Source organism: Nocardia sp. XZ_19_369 (genome assembly GCF_015355715.1).
In the GTDB taxonomy this organism is placed as follows: domain Bacteria; phylum Actinomycetota; class Actinomycetes; order Mycobacteriales; family Mycobacteriaceae; genus Nocardia.
The window spans coordinates 64,504-84,303 of the sequence record NZ_JACVED010000010.1; the positions used below are offsets into that span (position 1 = coordinate 64,504).

A 19,800-nucleotide genomic window follows, 5' to 3' on the forward strand; every position below is an offset into this window, starting at 1 on the left:
GGACGCTTGCGAGCGCCCCGGAGCGGGCAGGGCCGCCGAGGCTACTGAACGCCGCCGAAGGTGGATTTGTCGGCGCGGATAGGGCCTGCGGCCACACACTCGATCCAGATCGAAGCACGATGAGTGTTGCGTCACATGATTGCCGGGATGAGCCGCGCGGCACTTCCAGCCGGCAACACCAGACGAGCTGGACGAGCGCGAAATCTTGGTGTCGACCCCTCTCGACACCGCTGGACCGTGATTACGGGACGAGTAGCTGACGGACCACTCCGTCGGCCAACAACCTGCCTCGATCGGTGAGGACGAGATGGTCTCCCGCGCGAGTGGCGAGACCGTCCGCGATGACACGGTCGGCGGCCGCGGTACCTGCCGGGTCCAGTTCGGCGAGGGGTAGCCCGGTGCGGAGACGAACGGCGAGCATGACGCGTTCGGTGTAGCGCTCGTCGGGAGTGAGGGTTTCCCACCCCGCCGCGGGGAGTCCGCCGTCGGCGACGCGGTCTGCGTATCGAGCGGGGTGTTTGATGTTCCACCAGCGCACGCCGCCGACGTGGCTGTGCGCGCCGGGACCCGCTCCGAGCCAGTCACCGCCGTCCCAGTAGCCGAGGTTGTGTCGACAGGCCGCGGCTTCGCTTGCGGCCCAATTGGACACCTCGTACCAGCTCAATCCCGCGGCGGTGAGGCGAGCGTCGATGCGTTCGTAGCGCGCGGCGAGCACGTCGTCGTCGGGCGCGGGGAGTTCGCCGCGGCGCACGCGGCGGGCCAGCGCGGTGCCGTCTTCGACGATGAGCGAGTAGGCGGAGACGTGGTCGACGCCTGCGTCGAGAACCGCGTCGAGGCTCTCGTCGAGGTCGCTGTCGCGTTCGCCGGGGGTGCCGTAGATGAGGTCGAGGTTGACGTGGTCGAAACCGGCGGCGCGGGCCTCTCGCGCGGCGGCGACGGCCCGGCCCGGCGTGTGGGTGCGGTCCAGGACCTTCAGCACGTGCGCGGCGGCGGACTGCATGCCGAGCGAGATCCGGGTGAAGCCTGCGGCGCGGATCCTGTCGAAGAATTCCGGCGAGGTGGATTCGGGGTTGGACTCGGTGGTCACCTCGGCGGACGCGGCGAGGGTGAAGTCGGCGCGCACGGCATCGAGGACCGCGGCCAGTCCGTCGCCGCCGAGCAGGGACGGGGTGCCACCGCCGACGAAGATCGTCGCCACCTCGGGCGTTGCCGTCGGCAGTGCCGCGAACTGCTCTGCCGCCGTGGCCAACTCGCCGCGCAGCGCCGCCAGCCAGGACTGCGGCGACGCGGAGGTCCCGAGTTCGCCCGCGGTGTAGGTGTTGAAATCGCAGTATCCGCAGCGTGTCGCACAGAACGGCACATGCACGTATATCCCGAACGGGCCGCCCCCGAAGTCGCCGAGCACCGGTCCGGACGTCTCGGTGCCGACAGGGATAGCCGCAGGTGAACTCACCCCTCCAGTGTGCAGGTCGCCCCGCGACCGACACTCGACGCCTCCCCCGCTACCCGATGGGACCTGGACGAATGATCACGGGGAACTGATGCCGTTCGCTACTCGGGCGATGCCGGCATCAGTTCCCCCTCACCTCAGGATTCGGCGATGACGGTGTTCTGGTTGGCGGTGAGCAGCCAGTGGCCGTTCTCTTTGGACATGACGTACATCGGCGAACCTTCGCCGGTGACCTGGCCGTCGTTGGTCAGGTAGCGCTGGCGGACCTTGACGGCGGCGACGTCGGGCCGGATGAACAGGACGTGTTCGATCTCGTAGGTGGCGGTGCCGTCGCGCATGGCGCCGGGCAGGACCTTGGCGGTGAACTCGGCGATCGCGGCGCGGCCGAACAGTCGTTTGCCGCCGCCGGTGGTCCAGATGGCGTCTTCACGGAACAGTCCGACGAACTCGTCGACGAGTTCGTTCTGCTGGGAGTGCTGGATGGTCGCAACTACCGTGCGAATCGCGTCGAGCTCGGTGTCGACAGGTGCGGTACTCATGCCGCAGAGTCTGATCCCTGAAGTGCGCTTCAGGTCAAATGAACTGGCGGACAGCATGATGCGGTCAGCGAAAACGAGCCAGGCAAGGGTGGCGCGGCTCCATCGGCCCGGCCAAGCAACGATGGCTGTCGAACGCGACGGCGGCAGGCCCCATCTCGACAGTGGCGCACTTCACTTTTAGTGATCCCGAGGTATCACCGGCCGCCATCGCTGGATGATCTATGACCGCCGTCACATATCTGCCGAACGGTCCAGGGGATTCTCCGCACTTTTGCGGAAAATATCGGTCTACGGTCGGAAGCCGCCCGTTGAGGTGGCACAATAGGCTGCATGCGCGCATCGGGAGTACGACTTGTGGCACGTCGCCACGTCGACTACAAGCGCGTCTGTAGCGCCAGCTGTCTGCCCGATTCCCCTCGGTAGCTCAGCGACGCCCATCCCCGGGTCCTCCCGGCGATCCCGATATTCGACTTCATCGGTCCGCTGACACCGCAGGTGCGAGTCAGCCCCTCGCGCCTCCAGCACGGATGTATCACCCACCCCGCAGGAGCGACCCTCATGACGTCGAGCACCGACGCCGGTCCGATCGATCAGTCCGGCCCCGAATCCCGGCCAGGTCACCACCCACGCCCCGAACGCCCCGCCACTGAACGCCGCGTCCGCCCCGACCGCCCGCGTCCGGAAGCCTCGGCAGGCCCGCGCGCCCGCACGGGTAAGCCGGTGCGTCGCAAGGCGGAGGGCCAGTGGGCGCTCGGCTACCGCGAACCGCTGAACCCGAACGAGCAGTCCAAGAAGGACGACAACCCGCTCAACGTCCGCGCCCGGATCGAGAACATCTACTCGAAGCAGGGCTTCGACAGCATCGACAAGGGCGACCTGCGCGGCCGCTTCCGCTGGTGGGGTCTCTACACCCAACGCGAGCAGGGCTACGACGGCAGCTGGACCGGCGACGAGAACATCGACCTGCTCGAGGCCAAGTACTTCATGATGCGCATCCGCTGCGATGCGGGCGCGTTGAACGTCGAGCAGCTGCGCACGCTCGGCCAGATCTCCACCGAGTTCGGTCGCGACACCGCCGACCTGTCCGACCGCGAGAACGTGCAGTACCACTGGATCGAGGTGGAGAACGTCCCCGAGATCTGGCAGCGGATCGAGGCGGTCGGGCTCGAGACCACCGAGGCGTGTGGCGACTGCCCGCGTGTGGTGCTCGGCTCGCCGCTGGCCGGGGAGTCGCTCACCGAGATCATCGACCCGACACCGGCCATCGACGAGATCGTGCGCCGCTACATCGGCAAGAAGGAGTACTCCAACCTGCCGCGCAAGTTCAAGACCGCGATCTCGGGCCAGCAGGACGTGGTGCACGAGATCAACGACGTCGCGTTCGTCGGGGTGAACCATCCCGAGCACGGGCCCGGTCTGGACCTGTGGGTCGGCGGCGGTCTGTCCACGAATCCGATGCTCGCGCAACGGGTCGGCGCGTGGGTGCCGCTCGATGAGGTGCCCGATGTGTGGGAGGCCGTGGTCTCGCTCTACCGCGACTACGGCTACCGCCGCCTGCGCACCAAGGCGCGGCTGAAGTTCCTGGTCAAGGACTGGGGCATCGAGAAGTTCCGCGAGGTGCTCGAAGAGAAGTACCTGAAGCGCAAGCTGATCGACGGCCCGGCACCGGAGCAGCCGACCAAGCCGATCGACCACGTCGGGGTGCAGAAGCTGAAGAACGGGCTCAACGCGGTCGGGTTCTCCCCCATCGCGGGCCGGGTCTCGGGCACGATCCTGACCAAGGTCGCCGACGCGGTCGAGCGGATCGGGTCGGACCGGATCCGGTTCACCCCGTACCAGAAGCTGATCGTGCTCGACGTCGCCGACGACAAGGTCGACGCGCTGATCGACGAGCTGGCACCCCTTGGGCTGCAGGCCCGTCCGTCGCTGTGGCGGCGAAACCTGATGGCCTGCTCGGGAATCGAGTTCTGCAAGCTGTCGTTCGCCGAGACCCGCAAGCGGTCCCAGGCGCTGGTGCCCGAACTCGAGGAGCGGCTCGCGGATCTCAATGCGCAGCTGGACGTTCCGGTCACCATCAACATCAACGGCTGCCCGAACTCGTGCGCGCGGTCGCAGATCGCCGACATCGGGTTCAAGGGCCAGCTGGTCGACGACGGCACCGGGAATCAGGTGGAGGGCTTCCAGGTTCACCTGGGTGGCAGCCTCGGCTTCGACAGCGCCTTCGGGCGCAAACTGCGTCAGCACAAGGTGACCAGCGACGAGCTCGGTGACTACATCGAGCGGGTGGTGCGCAACTTCATCAAGCACCGCGAGGATGGCGAACGATTCGCGCAGTGGGTCGTTCGTGCCGACGAGGCGGATTTGAAATGAGCCTCGCTTGCGCAAGAGCACACGCTGTATTTACCCACCCCGCCGGCTTCGCCGGCTGCCGTCCCCTCAGGTGATGGGAGATCAACTGTGACAACCGAACTGGTGGCGAAGCTCACCGAGGACGAGCTGCGGGCCATCGCCGATAAGGGCGCCGCCGATCTCGGTACCGACGCCTCGACGCTTGATCTGCTGCAGTGGACCGAGGACAACTTCGGCACTGCCGCTGCGGATCCGCAAGCGCCCGGTGGCTACATCGTCGCCTCGAACATGCAGGACGGCGTACTGGTGCATCTGGCCGCGCAGGTCCGCCCCGGAGTTGATGTCCTGTTCCTGGACACCGGCTACCACTTCGCCGAGACCATCGGCACCCGGGACGCCGTGGAAGCGGTGTACGGGGTGAACGTGGTCAATGTCCGGCCGGAACAGACTGTCGCCGAACAGGATCAGCTGCTCGGCAAGGATCTGTTCGGGCGCGATCCCGGCGAGTGCTGCAGGCTGCGCAAGGTCGTTCCGCTGAAGAAGTCGTTGAGCGGGTACAACGCGTGGGTCACCGGTATCCGCCGGGTGGAGTCGCCCACCCGCGCCAACGCGCCGCTCATCTCGTTCGACGAGGCGTTCGGACTGGTGAAGATCAATCCGATCGCCGCCTGGTCCGACGACGAGATGCAGGACTACATCGAACAGCACGGCATCCTCGTCAATCCCCTTGTGGAGGAGGGGTATCCGTCCATCGGCTGCGCTCCGTGCACACGGAAGCCGGAGCCGGGATCCGATCCACGAAGCGGGCGTTGGGCCGGCCTCGCCAAGACCGAATGCGGGTTGCACACCGCCTGACCGAGTCAGGCCTGGAGGAGGCAGCGTGCGTAACCACGTAGGGCCCTCGGACAGGCAGATTGGATACAGCATGACGGAGACCATTAACGTGAGCGAACGCGTGAGCGACCAATCCACCGAACGTGCCTTCGGCATCAGCGATTTCGATACCCTCGCCGCGCTGGAGTCGGAGTCGATCCACATCTTCCGCGAGGTGGCAGGTGAATTCGAGCGGCCGGTGATCCTGTTCTCCGGCGGCAAGGACTCCACCGTGCTGCTGCACCTGGCGCTCAAGGCGTTCTGGCCCGCGCCGCTGCCGTTCGCGCTGCTGCACGTCGACACCGGGCACAATCTGCCCGAGGTGCTGGAGTTCCGGGACAAGATCGTCGAGCGGTACGGGCTGCGGTTGCACGTCGCCAAGGTCGAGGACTACCTCGCCGACGGCAGGCTCACCGAACGCCCGGATGGCATCCGTAACCCGTTGCAGACCGTCCCGCTGCTGGACGCGATCACCGAGCACCGTTTCGACGCCGTGTTCGGCGGCGGCCGCCGCGACGAGGAGCGGTCCCGGGCCAAAGAGCGAATCTTCTCGCTGCGCAACGCCTTCGGGCAGTGGGATCCGAAGCGGCAGCGGCCCGAGCTGTGGAACCTCTACAACGGGCGGCACGCGCCGGGCGAGCATGTGCGGGTGTTCCCGTTGAGCAACTGGACCGAGCTGGACATCTGGCGCTACATCGCTCGCGAGGACATCGATCTGGCGAGCATCTACTACGCGCATCAGCGTCCGGTGTACCAGCGCGACGGTATGTGGATGACGCCCGGTGTGTGGGGCGGACCGCGGGAAGACGAAGTGCTGGAAACGCTTTCGGTGCGATACCGCACTGTTGGCGATGGATCTTCCACCGGCGCGGTGCTTTCCGATGCGGCCGACAACGCGGCGATCCTCGCCGAGGTGGCCGCTTCTCGGTTGACCGAACGTGGTGCTACCCGCGGCGACGACCGGGTGTCGGAAGCCGCGATGGAAGACCGTAAGCGCGAAGGCTATTTCTGATGCCGACGCCATTGGACCTGATGCGCGGTGTGGGTAACGCCTTGGCGACTGCCGCGCGGAAAGAACGTAAGCGAGAGGGTAGTTTCTGACATGTCCGACCTATTGAGGCTGGCTACCGCCGGTTCTGTCGACGACGGTAAGTCCACTCTGGTCGGGCGTCTGCTGTACGACACGAAATCCGTGCTCGCCGATCAGATCGACGCCGTGACCCGCGCCTCGGTCGACAAAGGTCTTGCCACACCGGACCTTTCGTTGCTCGTGGACGGGCTGCGCGCGGAGCGGGAGCAGGGCATCACCATCGATGTCGCCTACCGTTACTTCGCTACGCCGCAGCGCTCTTTCGTGCTCGCGGACACTCCGGGGCACGTGCAGTACACGCGGAATACGGTGTCCGGTGCGTCGACGGCACAGCTGGTGATCCTGCTCGTCGACGCGCGCAAGGGCGTCATCGAGCAGACCCGCAGGCACGCCGCGGTTCTCGCGCTGCTCGGCGTGCCGAAGCTGGTGCTCGCGGTGAACAAGATCGACCTGGTCGATGACGCGGCGACCGTATTCGCCGAGATCTCGGCGGAGTTCAACCAGCTCACCCGTACTCTCGGCTGGTCCGACGACGACGTCGTGGAGATTCCGGTCTCCGCGCTGCACGGCGACAATATCGCCACCCGGTCGACCAGCACCCCGTACTACACCGGGCCCTCGCTGATCGAGCACCTCGAATCGGTACCGGTCGATGCCGACAGCACCGGCAATCACACACTGGGACTTCGCTTTCCGGTGCAGTACGTGATCCGCCCGCGCACCGCCGAGTACCCCGACTACCGGGGTTACGCGGGTCAGATTGCGGCCGGTGCGGTCGCGCCGGGCGACGAGGTCGTCGTGCTGCCGTCCGGGATTCGCACCACCGTCGAACGGATCGACACCCCCGACGGTGAACTCGCGGTCGCGCAGACCGGCCGCAGCGTCACGCTGATCCTGGCCGACGACGTCGACATCTCCCGCGGCGACACCATCGCCTCGGTCGCCGACGCTCCCGAACCGATCGACACCTTCGACGCCACCGTCTGCTGGCTCGGCGACAAGCCGTTGCGCCCCGGCGCCCGCCTGCTGCTCAAGCACGGCACCCGCACCACCCAGGCCATCGTCGGCGGCCTGCTGGAACGCTTCGACGAGCAGCGCATGATCGCCGACCCGAACCCGGAATCATTGGCCCTCAACGACATCGGCCGCGTCTCCCTGCGCGTCGCCGAACCGCTCGCCGTCGACGACTACCGAGTGAACCGGCACACCGGCAGCTTCCTGCTGATCGACCCGTCCGGCGGCAACACCCTCGCCGCCGGCCTCGTCGGCGACGTGCTGTCGGCGGTCGAGGTCGGTACCGGAGTCTGAGATGACGGATCCGTCCGGCATCACATGGTCGGCCGCCGCTCCCGTGATGGGTGGGGCGTTAGCGGCCCGCGCAATCGGGAGCGAGGTGTCCGGCCGCCCCGCACTGATCGCGGTGGCACATGGGAGCCGGGATCCGCGGTCGGCTGCGACGATGTCGGCGGTTGTTGCCGAGTTGGCGGCCGCGCGGCCGGGTTTCGATGTGCGGCTGGCGTTTCTCGATCTCAGTGCGCCGTCGGTGGAGCAGGTCGTGGATGCTGTTGCGGCCGAGGGGCATACCCATGCGGTGGTCACGCCGCTGTTGCTGGGTAGCGCCTTTCATGCGCGGGTGGATTTGCCGGGGCTACTCGCGGCCGCGCACGCTCGGCACCCTCAACTGCAACTGACCCAGGCTGGGGTTCTCGGGCCTGATGCCCGACTGATCGCTGCCCTGCGGGATCGCGTGGCGGAGGCATCCATCTATTCGGCTGGCCGAGATCGCGTGCTGGAAGCGACCGCGTCCGTGCCCCAGCGAGACGGCAAGCCGCAAGCAACCGCCTTTACTCTGCTGGACCGCGAGCCGGAAGCATCCGCATCTTCGACCCAGCGAGACCACAGCCCGGAAGCCCCCACCGCGTCGTCCCAGCGAGACGGCGTGGCGCAAGCGTCTACCCTCTCGGCCCCGCGAAATCCCTTGGGCGCTCGGTCGAATCGCCGACTGGGGATCGCCGTTGCCGCCGTGGGTTCCTCCTCCCCCGCTGCCAACGCCCGCACGGCCGAGGTGGCCCGCCGCCTTGCCGCACTCACCGGGCACCTCACCGAGATCTGCTTCGCGACCACCGAACCAACACTGCCCCAGGCGATTTCCCGTCTGCGCACGCGTGGCGCCGAGGACATTCTCGTCGCCCCGTGGTTCCTTGCCCCCGGCCTGCTCACCGATCGCCTCATCGCTGCCGCACCGGATGTGCTGCACGCCAACGTCATCGGCCCGCACGCAGCTCTGACCGACATCGTCTGGGACCGCTACGACGCAGCGATCGCCACCACTCTCACAATGTCGGCCTGACAGCGCCCCGGCCGAGATAGAGCTCAGCCCAGCAGATTATCGACAATGGCCCTGGCCGTCGCGACTCCCCACTCGTTGTCCATCTGACGAGCGGTGTGGGCGGCCGATATGACGGCGTCGAGTTCGAAGGCGATGATGTCGGCGTTGCGCTCGGCGAGGTGGCCTTGCTCCTGGGCGAGGCGGATCTCCTTGGACAGGAATGCGAGGAAGTCGCGGTGGTCCGCGGCGATGGCGTCTCGAACGGGACCGGGACGACTGTCGAACTCGGCGAGGGTGGCGACGCGGAAGCAGCCGCCGGGGAAAGCGGGTTCGGCGACCTGGCCGAACCAGTGGTTCACGAGGGCGCGCAGGCGTGGCATGCCGCTGGGTTCGGCCAGGCTGGGTGTGATCACCTGGTCGATGAAGACCTCGCGGGCCGTTTTGACCGCGGCCAGCTGCAGGCTCTCCTTGCTGCCGAACAAGGTGGCGATGCCGCTTTTACTGAGGCCCAGGTCCGCGGCGAGCTTGCCGATACTCACGCCCGTCAGGCCCTCGACGGACGCCACGTCGGCGGCGTGTCTGGCGATCGAAGCCCGGGACCGCGCGCCCTTCGCCAAGCGCTGATCAGTGCCTTGCTGCTGGTCGGCCGGGGTAGTGGGCTCGGGCATGGCTCCATTCTTCCATGAAAGGTTGCATACAAGAACGTACGGTCGTACTTTAATGAACGAACGATCGTATGCACTTATGCCCTCTCGAAGGATCTTCATGACCGACGTGTCCGCGCTATCGCATAGCGACAACGAACTTCGTACCGAAGCCAACGACCCGCTGCTCCTCTCTCCCGAATCGGCACACCGCCTGCTTATCGGCGCTCCGTGGCAGCGATACGCGGTGCTCGGCGATTCCCTCGCCCAGGGTGTGGGCGACCCGAGCCCCGGTTACACGAACAGCGGCTGGGCCGACCGCGTCACCGACGCCCTGAGATCGGTGAATCCTGCTCTGTCATACCTGAATACGGGGCGGATCGGCGTCACCTCGACGCAGGTGATCGCCGATCAGCTCCAGTCCGTGCTCGAATTTCAACCCGACCTGGTCCACCTCAGCTGCGGCGGCAACGACCTGTTCACAGCGGGCGGCAGCCCCGACGAGGTCCGCGCGAACCTCGACACCCTCTTCGCCGCCCTCACCCGCAATGGCGCGCAGATCTGCGCCTTCACCCTCGCCGACGTGTGGGACACCGACCGGATGGCACCCATGCGCCAGATGCGGGACCGCATGTCCGTGCTGAACGACATCATCCGCGACCTCGCCGCCCGCTACGACGCCGTCCTAGTCGACCTGTGGGACCACCCCCTCCGCCTGCGCCCCGACCTGATGAGCGAGGACCTCATCCACTTCACCACCAGCGGCCACGCCGTCCTGGCCGCCGAGATCATCCGCGCCCTCGGCCACCGCATCCCGTCGAACACCCAGGCCACGGCCTGATCATCCGCCGAACGGGGCACAGTGGCGCCATAGCCGACAGGTCGGGCCGGAGGTCCGGTCCGGCGGCTGCCAAAGAGGCTAGGGCCGAACAATTTCCGACGGCGGCGGCGGGCCGACGGTGGTTGGCCACCCAGACTTCCGCGAGTGGCACGTGGTGGAGGCGTTTGTCGAGAAGAGCCCACCATGGTGTGCCACTCGACGACCGCCGCGATTCCGGAGCGGGAACGGGTGGAAGATCTCCGGGTCACGACTGGTAGCGCTCCAGGAGTTCGGTGCCGATGCGGACAAGTTCGGTGCGAACTTCCGGCGGGTCGAGGACTTCGATGGAGGATCCCCAACCGGCCAGTTGCTGGGCGAGCATCCAGGCGGTGGGGGCGGTGACCTGGACGCGGATCCGGCCGTCCTCGATCGGGCCGTCGACCACGCAGTGCCTGCCCTGCTGATTGCGCAGGATCGGTAGCAGGCGCTCGGAGATGAGGACGGTGGCGGCGGTGGCGGCGCGGCGCTGCTCGAGCTCGTCCACCACCTCATTCCAGGTCGCGGAGAGATCGAAATCAGCTGGGCGGTGGGCGGTTTCGTCGGTCACGACGGCCTCGGTGATGCGGTCGATGCGGAAGGTGCGCTGGCCGTTGTCGGTGCCCGCGATGAGGTACCAAATGGCGTCCTTGTCGATGAGGCCCCACGGGTCGACGAATCGTTCGGTGTGCTCGCCTTTCTTACTGGCGTAGCGCAGGCGAACCTTGTTGCGCTGCACCACCGCTCGCTGGAGCAGCGCGACCACCGGCGGCAGTTCGCGGTCGGTCTGGCCCCAGCGGGCCGGATCGATCACCACGGCGTCGGCGGCCGCGGCGGCATCGGTGCGGAACGGCTGCGGTAAAGCGCGAACCAGTTTGCGCAGTGCTGATTTCACCTCCGGCACCGCGTTCGCCGACGGTCCCGCCAGCAGAAACAACGCTCGAGCCTCGCCCGCCGTCAAGCCGGTGAGGTCGGTGCGCGCGCCGCCCACCAGTGACCAGCCGCCGCCGCGGCCGGGCTGCGGGTAGACCGGGACGCCCGCCATCGACAACGCCTCCAGGTCGCGCCGCGCGGTGGCGACCGAGATTTCCAGTTCCTCGGCGACCTCGGCCGCGGTCACCCGTCCGCGCGTCTGCATCATCAGCAGGATCGCCACCAATCTGTCCGCTCGCATGCGCACAATTCTGCCGGAAAAAGTGCTCATTCAGTGAGCACTTTAGGGCGGATGATGGTTTTCAACAGCAAAGAACACACCGAAGAAGGAGATTGACATGCTGCGAGGAATGGCGACGAGCACGTTCTACGCCGACGATCTGGAGGCCGCGAAGGACTGGTACAGCGAGTTCCTCGGCGTCGAGCCGTACTTCCACGTCCCCGGCGGCTACTACGAGTTCCGCATCGGCGACTACCTGCACGAATTCGGCATCGTCAACCGCGCATACGGACCGGCGGGCGCCCACAACGCCCCCGGCGGCGCGATCGTCAACTGGCACGTCGACGACCTCCAGGCCACCTTCGACCGGCTGCTCGAACTCGGCGCCAAGGAATACGACCCGATCACCCCGCGCGGCAACACCGGTTTCGTGACGGCGTCGGTCGTCGACCCCTTCGGCAACGTCCTCGGCCTGATGTCGAACCCGCACTACCTCGAGGTCCTGGCCAAGACCGGACCGGCGTAGTCCCCCACCGCGACCTCCTAGTCGCGGCCGAACAATCCGAGCGAGTGCCCCGCAGCCTGCTGCGGGGCACTCGGTCGTCGGTAGCCTGGCGGTCCGGCGTCGGTGCCCGGCGACCCCGCAACCCGGCGACCCCGCAACCCGGCGACCCGGCAACTCGGCAACCCCGCGACCCGGCAACCCCGCGACCCGGCAACCCCGCGACCCGGCAACCCCGCGACCCGCAACCCGGCGACCCCGCAGCCCGGCAACCCCGCGACCCGGCAACCCCGCGACCCGCAACCCGGCGACCCCGCAGCCCGGCAACCCCGCGACCCGGCAACCCCGCGACCCGGCAACCCCGCAACCCGGCAACCCCGCAACCCGGCAACCCCGCAACCCGGCGACCCAGCAGCCCGGCAACCCCGCGACCCGGCAGCCCGCAGCCTGGCAACCCGCAGCCTGGCAACCCCGCGACCCAGCAGCCCGGCAACCCCGCGACCCAGCAGCCCGGCAACCCCGCGACCCGGCGACCCGGCAGCCCGGCGACCCCGCAGTCCGGCAGCCCGGCAGCCCGGCAGCCCGGCAGCCCGGCAGCCCCGCGACCCAGCGACCCAGCGACCCAGCGACCCAGCGACCCCGCGACCCCGCGACCCCGCGACCCCGCGACCCCGCGACCCCGCGACCCCGCGACCCCGCGACCCCGCGACCCCGCGACCCCGCGACCCCGCGACCCCGCGACCCCGCGACCCCGCTATGAGATGGTTGCCACGGGTGACCGGAGATGCAATGTCTCGCGCAGCATTTCAGATGAAGCTCGGGCGATCGCTCGGTCTGGACAGATGAGCGGTGACCCGTAGAGCGGACTGGATATCGACCGCAGGCGGGGCGGGGCGGGCGTTGCGACATGGGCCGACATATGATCTGGGCCACATCAGGCCGTGCCAATGCGAGCGGCTTCGGGCTCGGAAGGACACCTATGGTCATACCCGCTGGAGCGGCAGACGATGCGAACAGTGCCGCGGAGGCACCTGCGTTGCGAGATCGAACCCCGGACGAGGCCGGTCGGCCGTCGGCGGACACGCTCGGCCGGACCCAAATGATCCCGGCCGTCAGTAAATTGGAGCAGACCGTGATCATGCCGCCGCTGGAAGGGTTGTCGGACAACGACTCTCCGGCGCCTCGCAGCCAGACGGGATGGACCACCCGGGTCACCGGTTTGTGGCGGCGGCTGCGACCGTAGCCGATGCCGGCACCGGCCGGCGCGATGGTGCCAGCTACAGATGCTGCCGACACCTGGTCGTCCTGCTCAGGGACGGAACCACCGCTCGAGTACCGTGGCGACGCCGTCTTCCAGCACGTTCCCGGTGACCTCATCCGCCAAGCCGCGGACCTCCGCGGGAGCATTCGCCATAGCCACGGAATGTGCTGCCCAGCGGAACATTTCGCGATCGTTGTAGCCATCGCCGATCGCCAGGGTGGCGGTGCGCGGTACCTGCAAAGCCAGGCGGAGACGTTCGAGGGCCCAGCCTTTCGAGACGCCTTGGCGCGAGACAGTGAGCCAGGGGCCGAATTCGCCGTGCACCCAGCTGGCACCGGGGACCTGAAGTTCTGCCAGTAGGCGCAGCATCTCTGCCAGTGAACCCTGCGGCCACCAACCGTTGAGTCGCGGAGTGCGCTCGCTGCTCAGGGCAGAGTGGTCGACGAGCAGGTATTCGCCGAGCGAGAACTGTCCAGGGCTGACGCCGGTCGCCCAGTAACCGACGCCGACCTTCTCCACAGCGAAGATCATCTCCGGGATCAGGGCGCGCAATGCGACGACCGCGGGCGCCGGGTCGAAATCCTGCACGGTGAGCGGCTGACCTTTGGCGACGTCGACGTGCACCGCACCGTTGGAGCACAGCGCGTGCCCTTCGACGAGGCCGAGCTCGGCCAGCACCGAACGGGTCGCCAAGACGGTTCGCCCGGTGGTCACGACCACGTGCGCGCCCGCCGCGACGGCCGCGCGCACAGCGGCGGCTACCCGCTCGCTCACCGGGCTGCCGGTGTCGAGCAGCGTGCCGTCCACATCCAGCGCGATCAGCTGGGGTCCCCCGGTTGCCACCAGCCCATTGTGCCCCGCGATAGCTGCGCTCGTCCCCCGATCAACCGCACCGAGACTGCTGCTCGCCTCGATGATTCGGTACTCCCCTGGCCCCTTACCCGCCGGTGGATCAAGAGGTCGCCGCTCGGGCGTCAGGTCAGCCATGCCCCGCCGAGCTGCTCACGTCGCAGCGCGGCCTCTCGCCAGTTCGGCGAGCGATTCCGCAGTGGTGTCGACGACCATGTCGTAGCTGCCGCCGTGGTCGTGCACCGCGTGGAAATTCCCGCGAGCCAACCCCGATTTCATTGCCGCGGTGCCGCTCGCGCTGCTCCGCTACGACCAACGGGCAGGTGACGGCTATCAGCCCTATTGAGGAAGATGACTCGGCTGGGGAGGTGAGCACCCGCATCCGACCAGATTATCGAGTCGAATGCGGGCCACTGGCAGCTAGTGGCTGCTCGCGGAGTCGCCGCCGGAAGTAGAACCGCCGGAGGGCGATCCGCCGGAAGTGCTGCCCGAAGAAGTATCGGACGTGCTGCCGCTGGTCGATGTGCCGCTGGAGGTTCCGGCTGACGCCGTGCCGCCGGATGTGCTTCCGCCCGAAGTGGTTCCGCCCGAAGTACTGCCACCCGTCGAAGTACCGCCGGACGAGGTGTCGGACGTGCCGCCGGTCCCGGACGTGGTGCCACCCGAGGTCTCTCCGGAAGACGTACCGCTGGTGCTGGATTCGCCGGACGTTCCGCCGGAGGTGGTTCCGCCGGAGGTGGTTCCGCCGGACGAGGTACTTCCCGAGGTAGTGCCGCTCGTGGTTTCGGAAGGTGTTGTGCCGGTGGCGGTACCAGCGCCTGCTGTCGGACTGTCCACCACACCACCAGTGGCTGGTGTAGCGACCGGGTCCGGTACCGAAGGCGCGGGATTGGTTTGCGGCGCAGCGGGTATCGAACCTGACGCGGGCGGCGATACGGGCGCGCCCGCGATCGGCGACACCGGATGGGCAGGGACGCCCGGAACCGAAGGATGCCCAGGCAATGGCGCAGGCTGCCCGAAGGGCAACGGATTGATGAAGTACGCCGGGTCGGCGTAGGTACCGCCGGGTCGCGCTGCGCCGCTGTGGCTTGCGAGTTCGTCGTGCGAGTCGCTGCGGGATTCCGCCATGCTCGGACCGAGCGTGCTGGTACGCGCCACGGGTGTGATGAACAGCCCATAGGCGGACGAGCTCGGCGCACCGAGGCCGGCCGCGATGGCTCGCGAGGTCTTCCATCCCGCCGGTGTGGCCACCCAGGCCTCGTGCTGACCGGCCGATTTGTCCGCGCTGGCGTCGTAGAGCAAGGCGTCACTCGACGGCGAGTCGAGGCCCGGGTAGTGCTCGAGCACCGGTGACGCGGCGGGGCCTGCGGGACTACCGAATACGGTCACCGCCGACATGGCAACCGCGGAAACCACAGCAGCGCTGGAGAATACGGCGACACGCGGCGCATACTCCTTACCACCGGACGCGGCAAGCGCCATGGTGCGCGCGGCCATCAAGGCGGCGCCCGCAGCGATGGTGTGACCCGGGTCGGCCGAAACGACCAGGGGGCGGCCGAGTTCGGCGAGTGTGCGGGCGACCTCGGCCGGCCGCGACGCCCCGCCGATCACCAGGATGCGGCTGATGTCGGAGAGGGTGAGGTCGGCGGATCGGACGGCCGCCCGCACCACTTCGAGGGTGTCGTGCACGTGCGCGGTGCGCAGGCCGTCGATGTCGACCATCGACAGCAGCGACATGGGCGTGGTCGCGCCGGGACCGGTGTCATGGGCGTATCGCGCGATCATCGCGCCGAGCGGCCTGCCGCCGAAGTCGTAGCAGCGCACCGGCTTTCCGACCATCGGATGGTTGTCCCAGTCGGGGCCGACCCGCACGACGGTGACGTCTAGACTGGTCCCGCCGAGGTCGTAGACGAGCACGAAGCCGGGCTCGAGTGGACCATGTTCGCGCTCCAGCCATTCGGCGGCGGCGACCGGTTCCGGTACCAGCGCAACGTCACTCGCACCCGATAGATCGAGCGCCTGCCGCAGCAAGGACACCTGCTTGTCGGAATACATTGCGGGATAGGTGGCTACGGCACCCGACTCGGCCGCAGTGGGCTCGGCCGCGCGCAGTCCGTGCACCACTGCCGCGACGAGGTTGGCCGGCGACCAGATGCGCCCGCCGACGATCATCGGTTCCGGATCGCGGCTCAGGTCGGCGAAATCCGTTACGGCCATGCTGAATTGCGGGATGCCGCCGATGCGCAGTCCGCCCGCGCTGTCGAACGTCACCGCGGTGCGTCGACTGCGCACGACGGGCCGGGTTCGTGCACCGGTCACCGAAGCCGTCACAGAGTTCACTGCACCGATGCTGAAACCCAGACCTGTGGTCATATGCTATCCCGTCAACGTACCGAGACCACGTCCATCACACAGAGAACCATGTGGCCGCGGTCGTCTTCCAAACAGCCAGCACAGATTAGCTGTTGGGCTCGCTGGAAGGATGTGGAATTGACATGAACGGGCCGCGAATGGCGTGAAACGTTTAGCTCCCGGCGACAATGATCCGCGTCACCTGCGAGTATATTCAAACATCAGACCGTCCAGCCCTCTCGACAAGGGCGGATTAGATACCGGGCGGTGCAATCCCGTTACCTCACAGCGATTCGGACAATGCGCCGATATCCGATCTTTCGACGAACTCGGCCAAAGAATGACAAGTCACATTATGACACTGACCGGTCGGTAACTAAAGCATTGCCGGTTAACGCATTTCGCGCATCTGCACACCACTCTCCAGAATGATGACACATCAACTCAACGTCTGTTTCCCGCCAGCGCCACCATCCGGCTCCGGCTTGACTTACTTCCACGACCCCACCAGCGCGGTGAGATCGCAAGAAGGAGAAGGGAAATGGAGACCATGGCAACACGGTTCGCGGAGAAGGTCGTGCTGATCACCGGCGCCAGCTCAGGTGTCGGCAAGGCGGTGGCCTTGCGGGTGGCGAGCGAAGGCGCCGCCGTGGTACTCGGCGCACGTGGCAAAGACGCGGGCGAGCAGCTGGCCGCCGAGATCCGCGCGGCCGGCGGCCGAGCAGTGTTCGTGCCGACCGATGTCACCGTGGAGGACGACGTAGCGCGGCTCACCCAGGCGGCCATCACCGAGTACGGGCGACTCGACGCCGCGTTCAACAACGCGGGCGCGGTCAACGCCTTCGGACCCATCAGCGAGATCGATGAGGCGGGCTGGCGGGCCGACCTGGAACTCAACCTGACGAGTGTGTTCTACGGACTCCGCCACCAGGTGCCCGCGCTGATCGCCTCCGGCGGCGGCGCAATCCTGAACAACGCGTCGAACCTCGGCGTGGTCGGCATGGGTTCGGTCGCGCCGTACGTGGCGGCCAAGCACGGCGTCGTCGGACTGACCAAAGCTGTCGCACTCGAGGCCGCCGCGCAGGGTGTCCGGGTGAACGCGATCGCGTCCGGAGCGATCGACACCCCGGCGTTCCGCAACTCGATGGGTGCGACACCCGAGGGCGAGGCGATGATCGCCGGGCTGCACCCGCTGGGGCGGATCAGTCAGCCCGAGGAGATCGCGGCGTTCTGCGCGTACCTGCTCAGTGACGAAGCCAGCTTCATCACCGGCGCCGCGCTCGCGATCGATGGCGGTTTCACCGCTCAGTAGCGTGCGTAAGAAAGGGCTCGGACGGGTCGCCGCGCGCGACCCGTCCGAGCGGAAGCGGGACCGACCCGACGTGGTCCCGCTAGATCACCAGGCAAGAACTTGCACCGTTGACCCCGGTGCCGACCTGCAGGCCGGTGGTCTTGGACTCCCTGTTTTGGTGACCAGGATGGTGTGCGGACCCACGGTCTGTGGAGTCCAATTGGCCACGTGCGTCTTACCCCTCTATCGTTCGGCCCCACCCCGCACCACCACAAGGCCCCGAAACTGGGGTCGCCGCGCATAACACCGCCAATTGCCTACGCCGCGAAGTAAAAGCGCGTGCCGGAACCACATCGCACGGTGCCGGAGGCAGAAAGCATCGGGCGGGCGCGTCAGCTCAGCAAAGAGCGAACGGCCAGCAGCAGAATCAGGTGCACCATGCGCTGATCAGTCAGCATGTTTGTCTGGAGTAGCCGAGGCGCACGCATTACTGGGCGCACACGAGGGCGAGGCGATGGCACCGGCCCAGCGGTCGACTCCATAACCCTGCGCGGTGCGGCAATTCAGCCGATCACGGTCACGCCCTCATCGCGCGACCAGTACGGCAGGGCACCATCGACGGCGGCGCTGGCGTCGATGGTGAGGCTCGCGGGACCACTGGGTCCCGCGAGAGACTGTCAGGAGCGGGTCAGGAGGCGGCGGACCGGGGTGCGGCGCTTGGTGGCGCCGGCGGCGCGGACCGCGGGTTGACGCTGCCGGACCAAGCGGTCGAATTCCGTTGCGGCGCCTGCGGGTTCGGCCAAACGTCCGGCATTGAAATCGTCGGCGAGTTGCTGCACGGTCTGCTGGGCGCAGGACTTGTTGGTGCCGATGAAGCCGGTCGGGCCGCGCTTGATCCAGCCGGTGACATAGGTGCCGGGAAGCACTGCGCCGCCGAGGCTTTCGAGAACACGGCCGTCCAGATTCGGGATCACGCTCGATGCGGCGTCGAACGGCAGGCCGGGCAGCGGCACGCCGCGGTAGCCGACCGAGGTGAGCACCAGACCCGCGTCGAGGCGTTCGGTGGCGCCGGTCGCGACCGCACGGGTGCGGCCGTCCGCGTCGGTGACGAGCTCGTTGCGGCTCACCTCGATGCCCGCGACCCGGTCGGTGCCGAGGATCTCGGTGGGTGAGGCGAGGTAGCGGAAGACGATTCGCTTGCGCTCGCCGAACGGCCGGTTGCGCACGCTGTGCAGCAACCGCAGCTTCTGCTCGACCTGGTACGGCAGACCATCGGTCAACTCGGGCAGGTCGCCCTCGATCGCGATGTCCACGTCGGCACCGAGCAGACCGACGAATTCCGGCACGGTGAAAGCGGATTCGAGCGGACCGCGGCGGCCGAGGATGACCACCTCTTCGATCTTGCTCTCCCGCAACGCCCGCAGCGCGTACGGCGCGATGTCGGTGCCCGCCAACGATTCCGGATCGCCGGTGAGGATGCGCGCGACATCGAGGGCGACGTTGCCGTTGCCGACGATCACGGCGCGCTGCTGCGTCAGGTCGAAGATCCGGTCGACGTGATCGGGGTGCCCGTTGTACCAGGCGACGAAGTCGGTGGCGGAGATGTTGCCTGCCAGCCCTTCACCGGGGATGTCGAGCTTGCGGTCGGCCGACGCACCGACGGCGTAGATCACCGCGTGGAAGTGATCGAGCAGCTCCTCGTGCGAAACATGCGCGCCCACTTCGACATTCAGGTACGAACCGAATCCGGGCTGCGCCGAGATGATGTCGAAGAGGTGGCTGACCTTGCGGGTCTTGTCGTGGTCCGGTGCGACACCGTGCCGGGCCAGCCCGTACGGCACCGGCAGCCGGTCGAACACGGTCACCGATACGTCGGGCTGGGTCAGCAGCTCGTCGGCCGCGTACATCGCCGACGGACCCGACCCGACGATCGCCACCCGCAGCGGCTGGCGCTCGGTGTGGATCGCGGCCGCGGGCACCGGCTTCGCGAGCAGTGGCCTGGGCCGGCTCTGCCAGTAGAAGTTCGCGTTGATCTCGATGAACGGCTTCTGCTCATCGGTCAGCTTCTTCGACGACACGATCGCGTCGACCGGGCACGCGGTGGCGCAGGCGCCGCAGTCGACGCAGGCCTGCGGGTCCACGTACAGCATGTCCGCGGTCAGGAAGTCCGGCTCATCCGGCGTGGGATGGATGCAGTTGACCGGGCAGGCGTACACGCAAGACGCGTCGCTGCAACAGGATTGGGTGACGATGTAGGGCACG

General features: G+C 67.6%; 17 protein-coding genes. 10 read left to right on the top strand and 7 right to left on the bottom strand.

All coding sequences use genetic code 11. From position 1 onward, the window contains the following. Positions 1-241: 241 nt before the first annotated feature. Complete coding sequence (gene hemW, locus IBX18_RS33200) at positions 242-1,435, bottom strand: radical SAM family heme chaperone HemW (RefSeq protein ID WP_306796544.1); 1,194 nt, start codon at positions 1,433-1,435, stop codon at positions 242-244. A 152-nt stretch (positions 1,436-1,587) separates the two neighbouring features. Beyond that, positions 1,588-1,989 carry an SgcJ/EcaC family oxidoreductase gene (locus IBX18_RS33205; protein ID WP_194837452.1) on the bottom strand — a complete coding sequence of 134 codons (402 nt, stop codon included), beginning with the start codon at positions 1,987-1,989 and terminating at the stop codon, positions 1,588-1,590. 330 nt (positions 1,990-2,319) lie between these two features. Between IBX18_RS33205 and IBX18_RS43505 the strand changes: the two genes are divergently transcribed. The 6 genes from IBX18_RS43505 to IBX18_RS33230 all read left to right on the top strand — a co-directional run bounded on the left by IBX18_RS43505 (position 2,320) and on the right by IBX18_RS33230 (position 8,651). Further along, positions 2,320-2,412 carry an Ms4527A family Cys-rich leader peptide gene (locus tag IBX18_RS43505; RefSeq protein WP_370465231.1) on the top strand — a complete coding sequence of 31 codons (93 nt, stop codon included), beginning with the start codon at positions 2,320-2,322 and terminating at the stop codon, positions 2,410-2,412. A gap of 135 nt (positions 2,413-2,547) precedes the next feature. Continuing rightward, positions 2,548-4,359 (top strand): nitrite/sulfite reductase, encoded by a 1,812-nt coding sequence (locus tag IBX18_RS33210; protein WP_228542175.1) that lies wholly within the window; start codon positions 2,548-2,550, stop codon positions 4,357-4,359. 87 nt (positions 4,360-4,446) lie between these two features. Beyond that, the gene (locus tag IBX18_RS33215) at positions 4,447-5,193 is read left to right on the top strand and encodes a phosphoadenylyl-sulfate reductase (RefSeq protein WP_194837453.1); all 747 of its coding nucleotides are present in this window, start codon (positions 4,447-4,449) and stop codon (positions 5,191-5,193) included. Between the two features lie 70 nt (positions 5,194-5,263). Beyond that, positions 5,264-6,223 carry a sulfate adenylyltransferase subunit CysD gene (cysD, locus tag IBX18_RS33220; RefSeq protein ID WP_228542176.1) on the top strand — a complete coding sequence of 320 codons (960 nt, stop codon included), beginning with the start codon at positions 5,264-5,266 and terminating at the stop codon, positions 6,221-6,223. Positions 6,224-6,313: 90 nt separating this feature from the next. Next, a complete protein-coding gene (locus tag IBX18_RS33225) occupies positions 6,314-7,609 on the top strand; it encodes a sulfate adenylyltransferase subunit 1 (RefSeq protein WP_194837454.1) in 1,296 nt (431 codons plus the stop codon). Positions 7,610-7,655: 46 nt separating this feature from the next. Then, positions 7,656-8,651, top strand: coding sequence for a sirohydrochlorin chelatase (locus IBX18_RS33230; protein ID WP_194837679.1), 996 nt, complete (start codon positions 7,656-7,658; stop codon positions 8,649-8,651). A gap of 23 nt (positions 8,652-8,674) precedes the next feature. Here the strand turns inward: IBX18_RS33230 and IBX18_RS33235 are convergent, their stop codons facing one another. Continuing rightward, positions 8,675-9,298: a TetR/AcrR family transcriptional regulator gene (locus tag IBX18_RS33235; RefSeq protein WP_194837455.1), complete on the bottom strand. Its 624-nt coding sequence runs from the start codon at positions 9,296-9,298 to the stop codon at positions 8,675-8,677. 97 nt (positions 9,299-9,395) lie between these two features. On the opposite strand from IBX18_RS33235, the gene IBX18_RS33240 reads away from it, so the two are divergent. Then, positions 9,396-10,115, top strand: coding sequence for an SGNH/GDSL hydrolase family protein (locus IBX18_RS33240; protein ID WP_194837456.1), 720 nt, complete (start codon positions 9,396-9,398; stop codon positions 10,113-10,115). A 244-nt stretch (positions 10,116-10,359) separates the two neighbouring features. Here the strand turns inward: IBX18_RS33240 and IBX18_RS33245 are convergent, their stop codons facing one another. Beyond that, entirely contained in the window at positions 10,360-11,304 is a 945-nt protein-coding gene (locus IBX18_RS33245) for a YafY family protein (protein WP_194837457.1), read from the bottom strand. A 97-nt stretch (positions 11,305-11,401) separates the two neighbouring features. Here IBX18_RS33245 and IBX18_RS33250 point away from each other — a divergent pair, with 97 nt between their 5' ends. Beyond that, positions 11,402-11,809: a VOC family protein gene (locus IBX18_RS33250; protein WP_194837458.1), complete on the top strand. Its 408-nt coding sequence runs from the start codon at positions 11,402-11,404 to the stop codon at positions 11,807-11,809. A gap of 1,012 nt (positions 11,810-12,821) precedes the next feature. Beyond that, entirely contained in the window at positions 12,822-13,028 is a 207-nt protein-coding gene (locus IBX18_RS33255) for a hypothetical protein (protein WP_194837459.1), read from the top strand. 66 nt (positions 13,029-13,094) lie between these two features. Here the strand turns inward: IBX18_RS33255 and IBX18_RS33260 are convergent, their stop codons facing one another. Both IBX18_RS33260 and IBX18_RS33265 read right to left on the bottom strand, forming a co-directional pair. Further along, positions 13,095-13,889 carry an HAD family hydrolase gene (locus tag IBX18_RS33260; RefSeq protein ID WP_306796524.1) on the bottom strand — a complete coding sequence of 265 codons (795 nt, stop codon included), beginning with the start codon at positions 13,887-13,889 and terminating at the stop codon, positions 13,095-13,097. A gap of 426 nt (positions 13,890-14,315) precedes the next feature. Then, on the bottom strand, positions 14,316-16,235 hold the full coding sequence (locus IBX18_RS33265) for an Hsp70 family protein (RefSeq protein ID WP_194837461.1): 1,920 nt from the start codon (positions 16,233-16,235) through the stop codon (positions 14,316-14,318). Positions 16,236-16,788: 553 nt separating this feature from the next. Here IBX18_RS33265 and IBX18_RS33270 point away from each other — a divergent pair. Continuing rightward, positions 16,789-17,559, top strand: coding sequence for an SDR family NAD(P)-dependent oxidoreductase (locus IBX18_RS33270; protein ID WP_228542177.1), 771 nt, complete (start codon positions 16,789-16,791; stop codon positions 17,557-17,559). Between the two features lie 656 nt (positions 17,560-18,215). On the opposite strand, the gene IBX18_RS33275 is transcribed toward IBX18_RS33270, so the two are convergent. Beyond that, complete coding sequence (locus tag IBX18_RS33275) at positions 18,216-19,799, bottom strand: FAD-dependent oxidoreductase (RefSeq protein ID WP_194837462.1); 1,584 nt, start codon at positions 19,797-19,799, stop codon at positions 18,216-18,218. Position 19,800 lies beyond the last annotated feature (1 nt).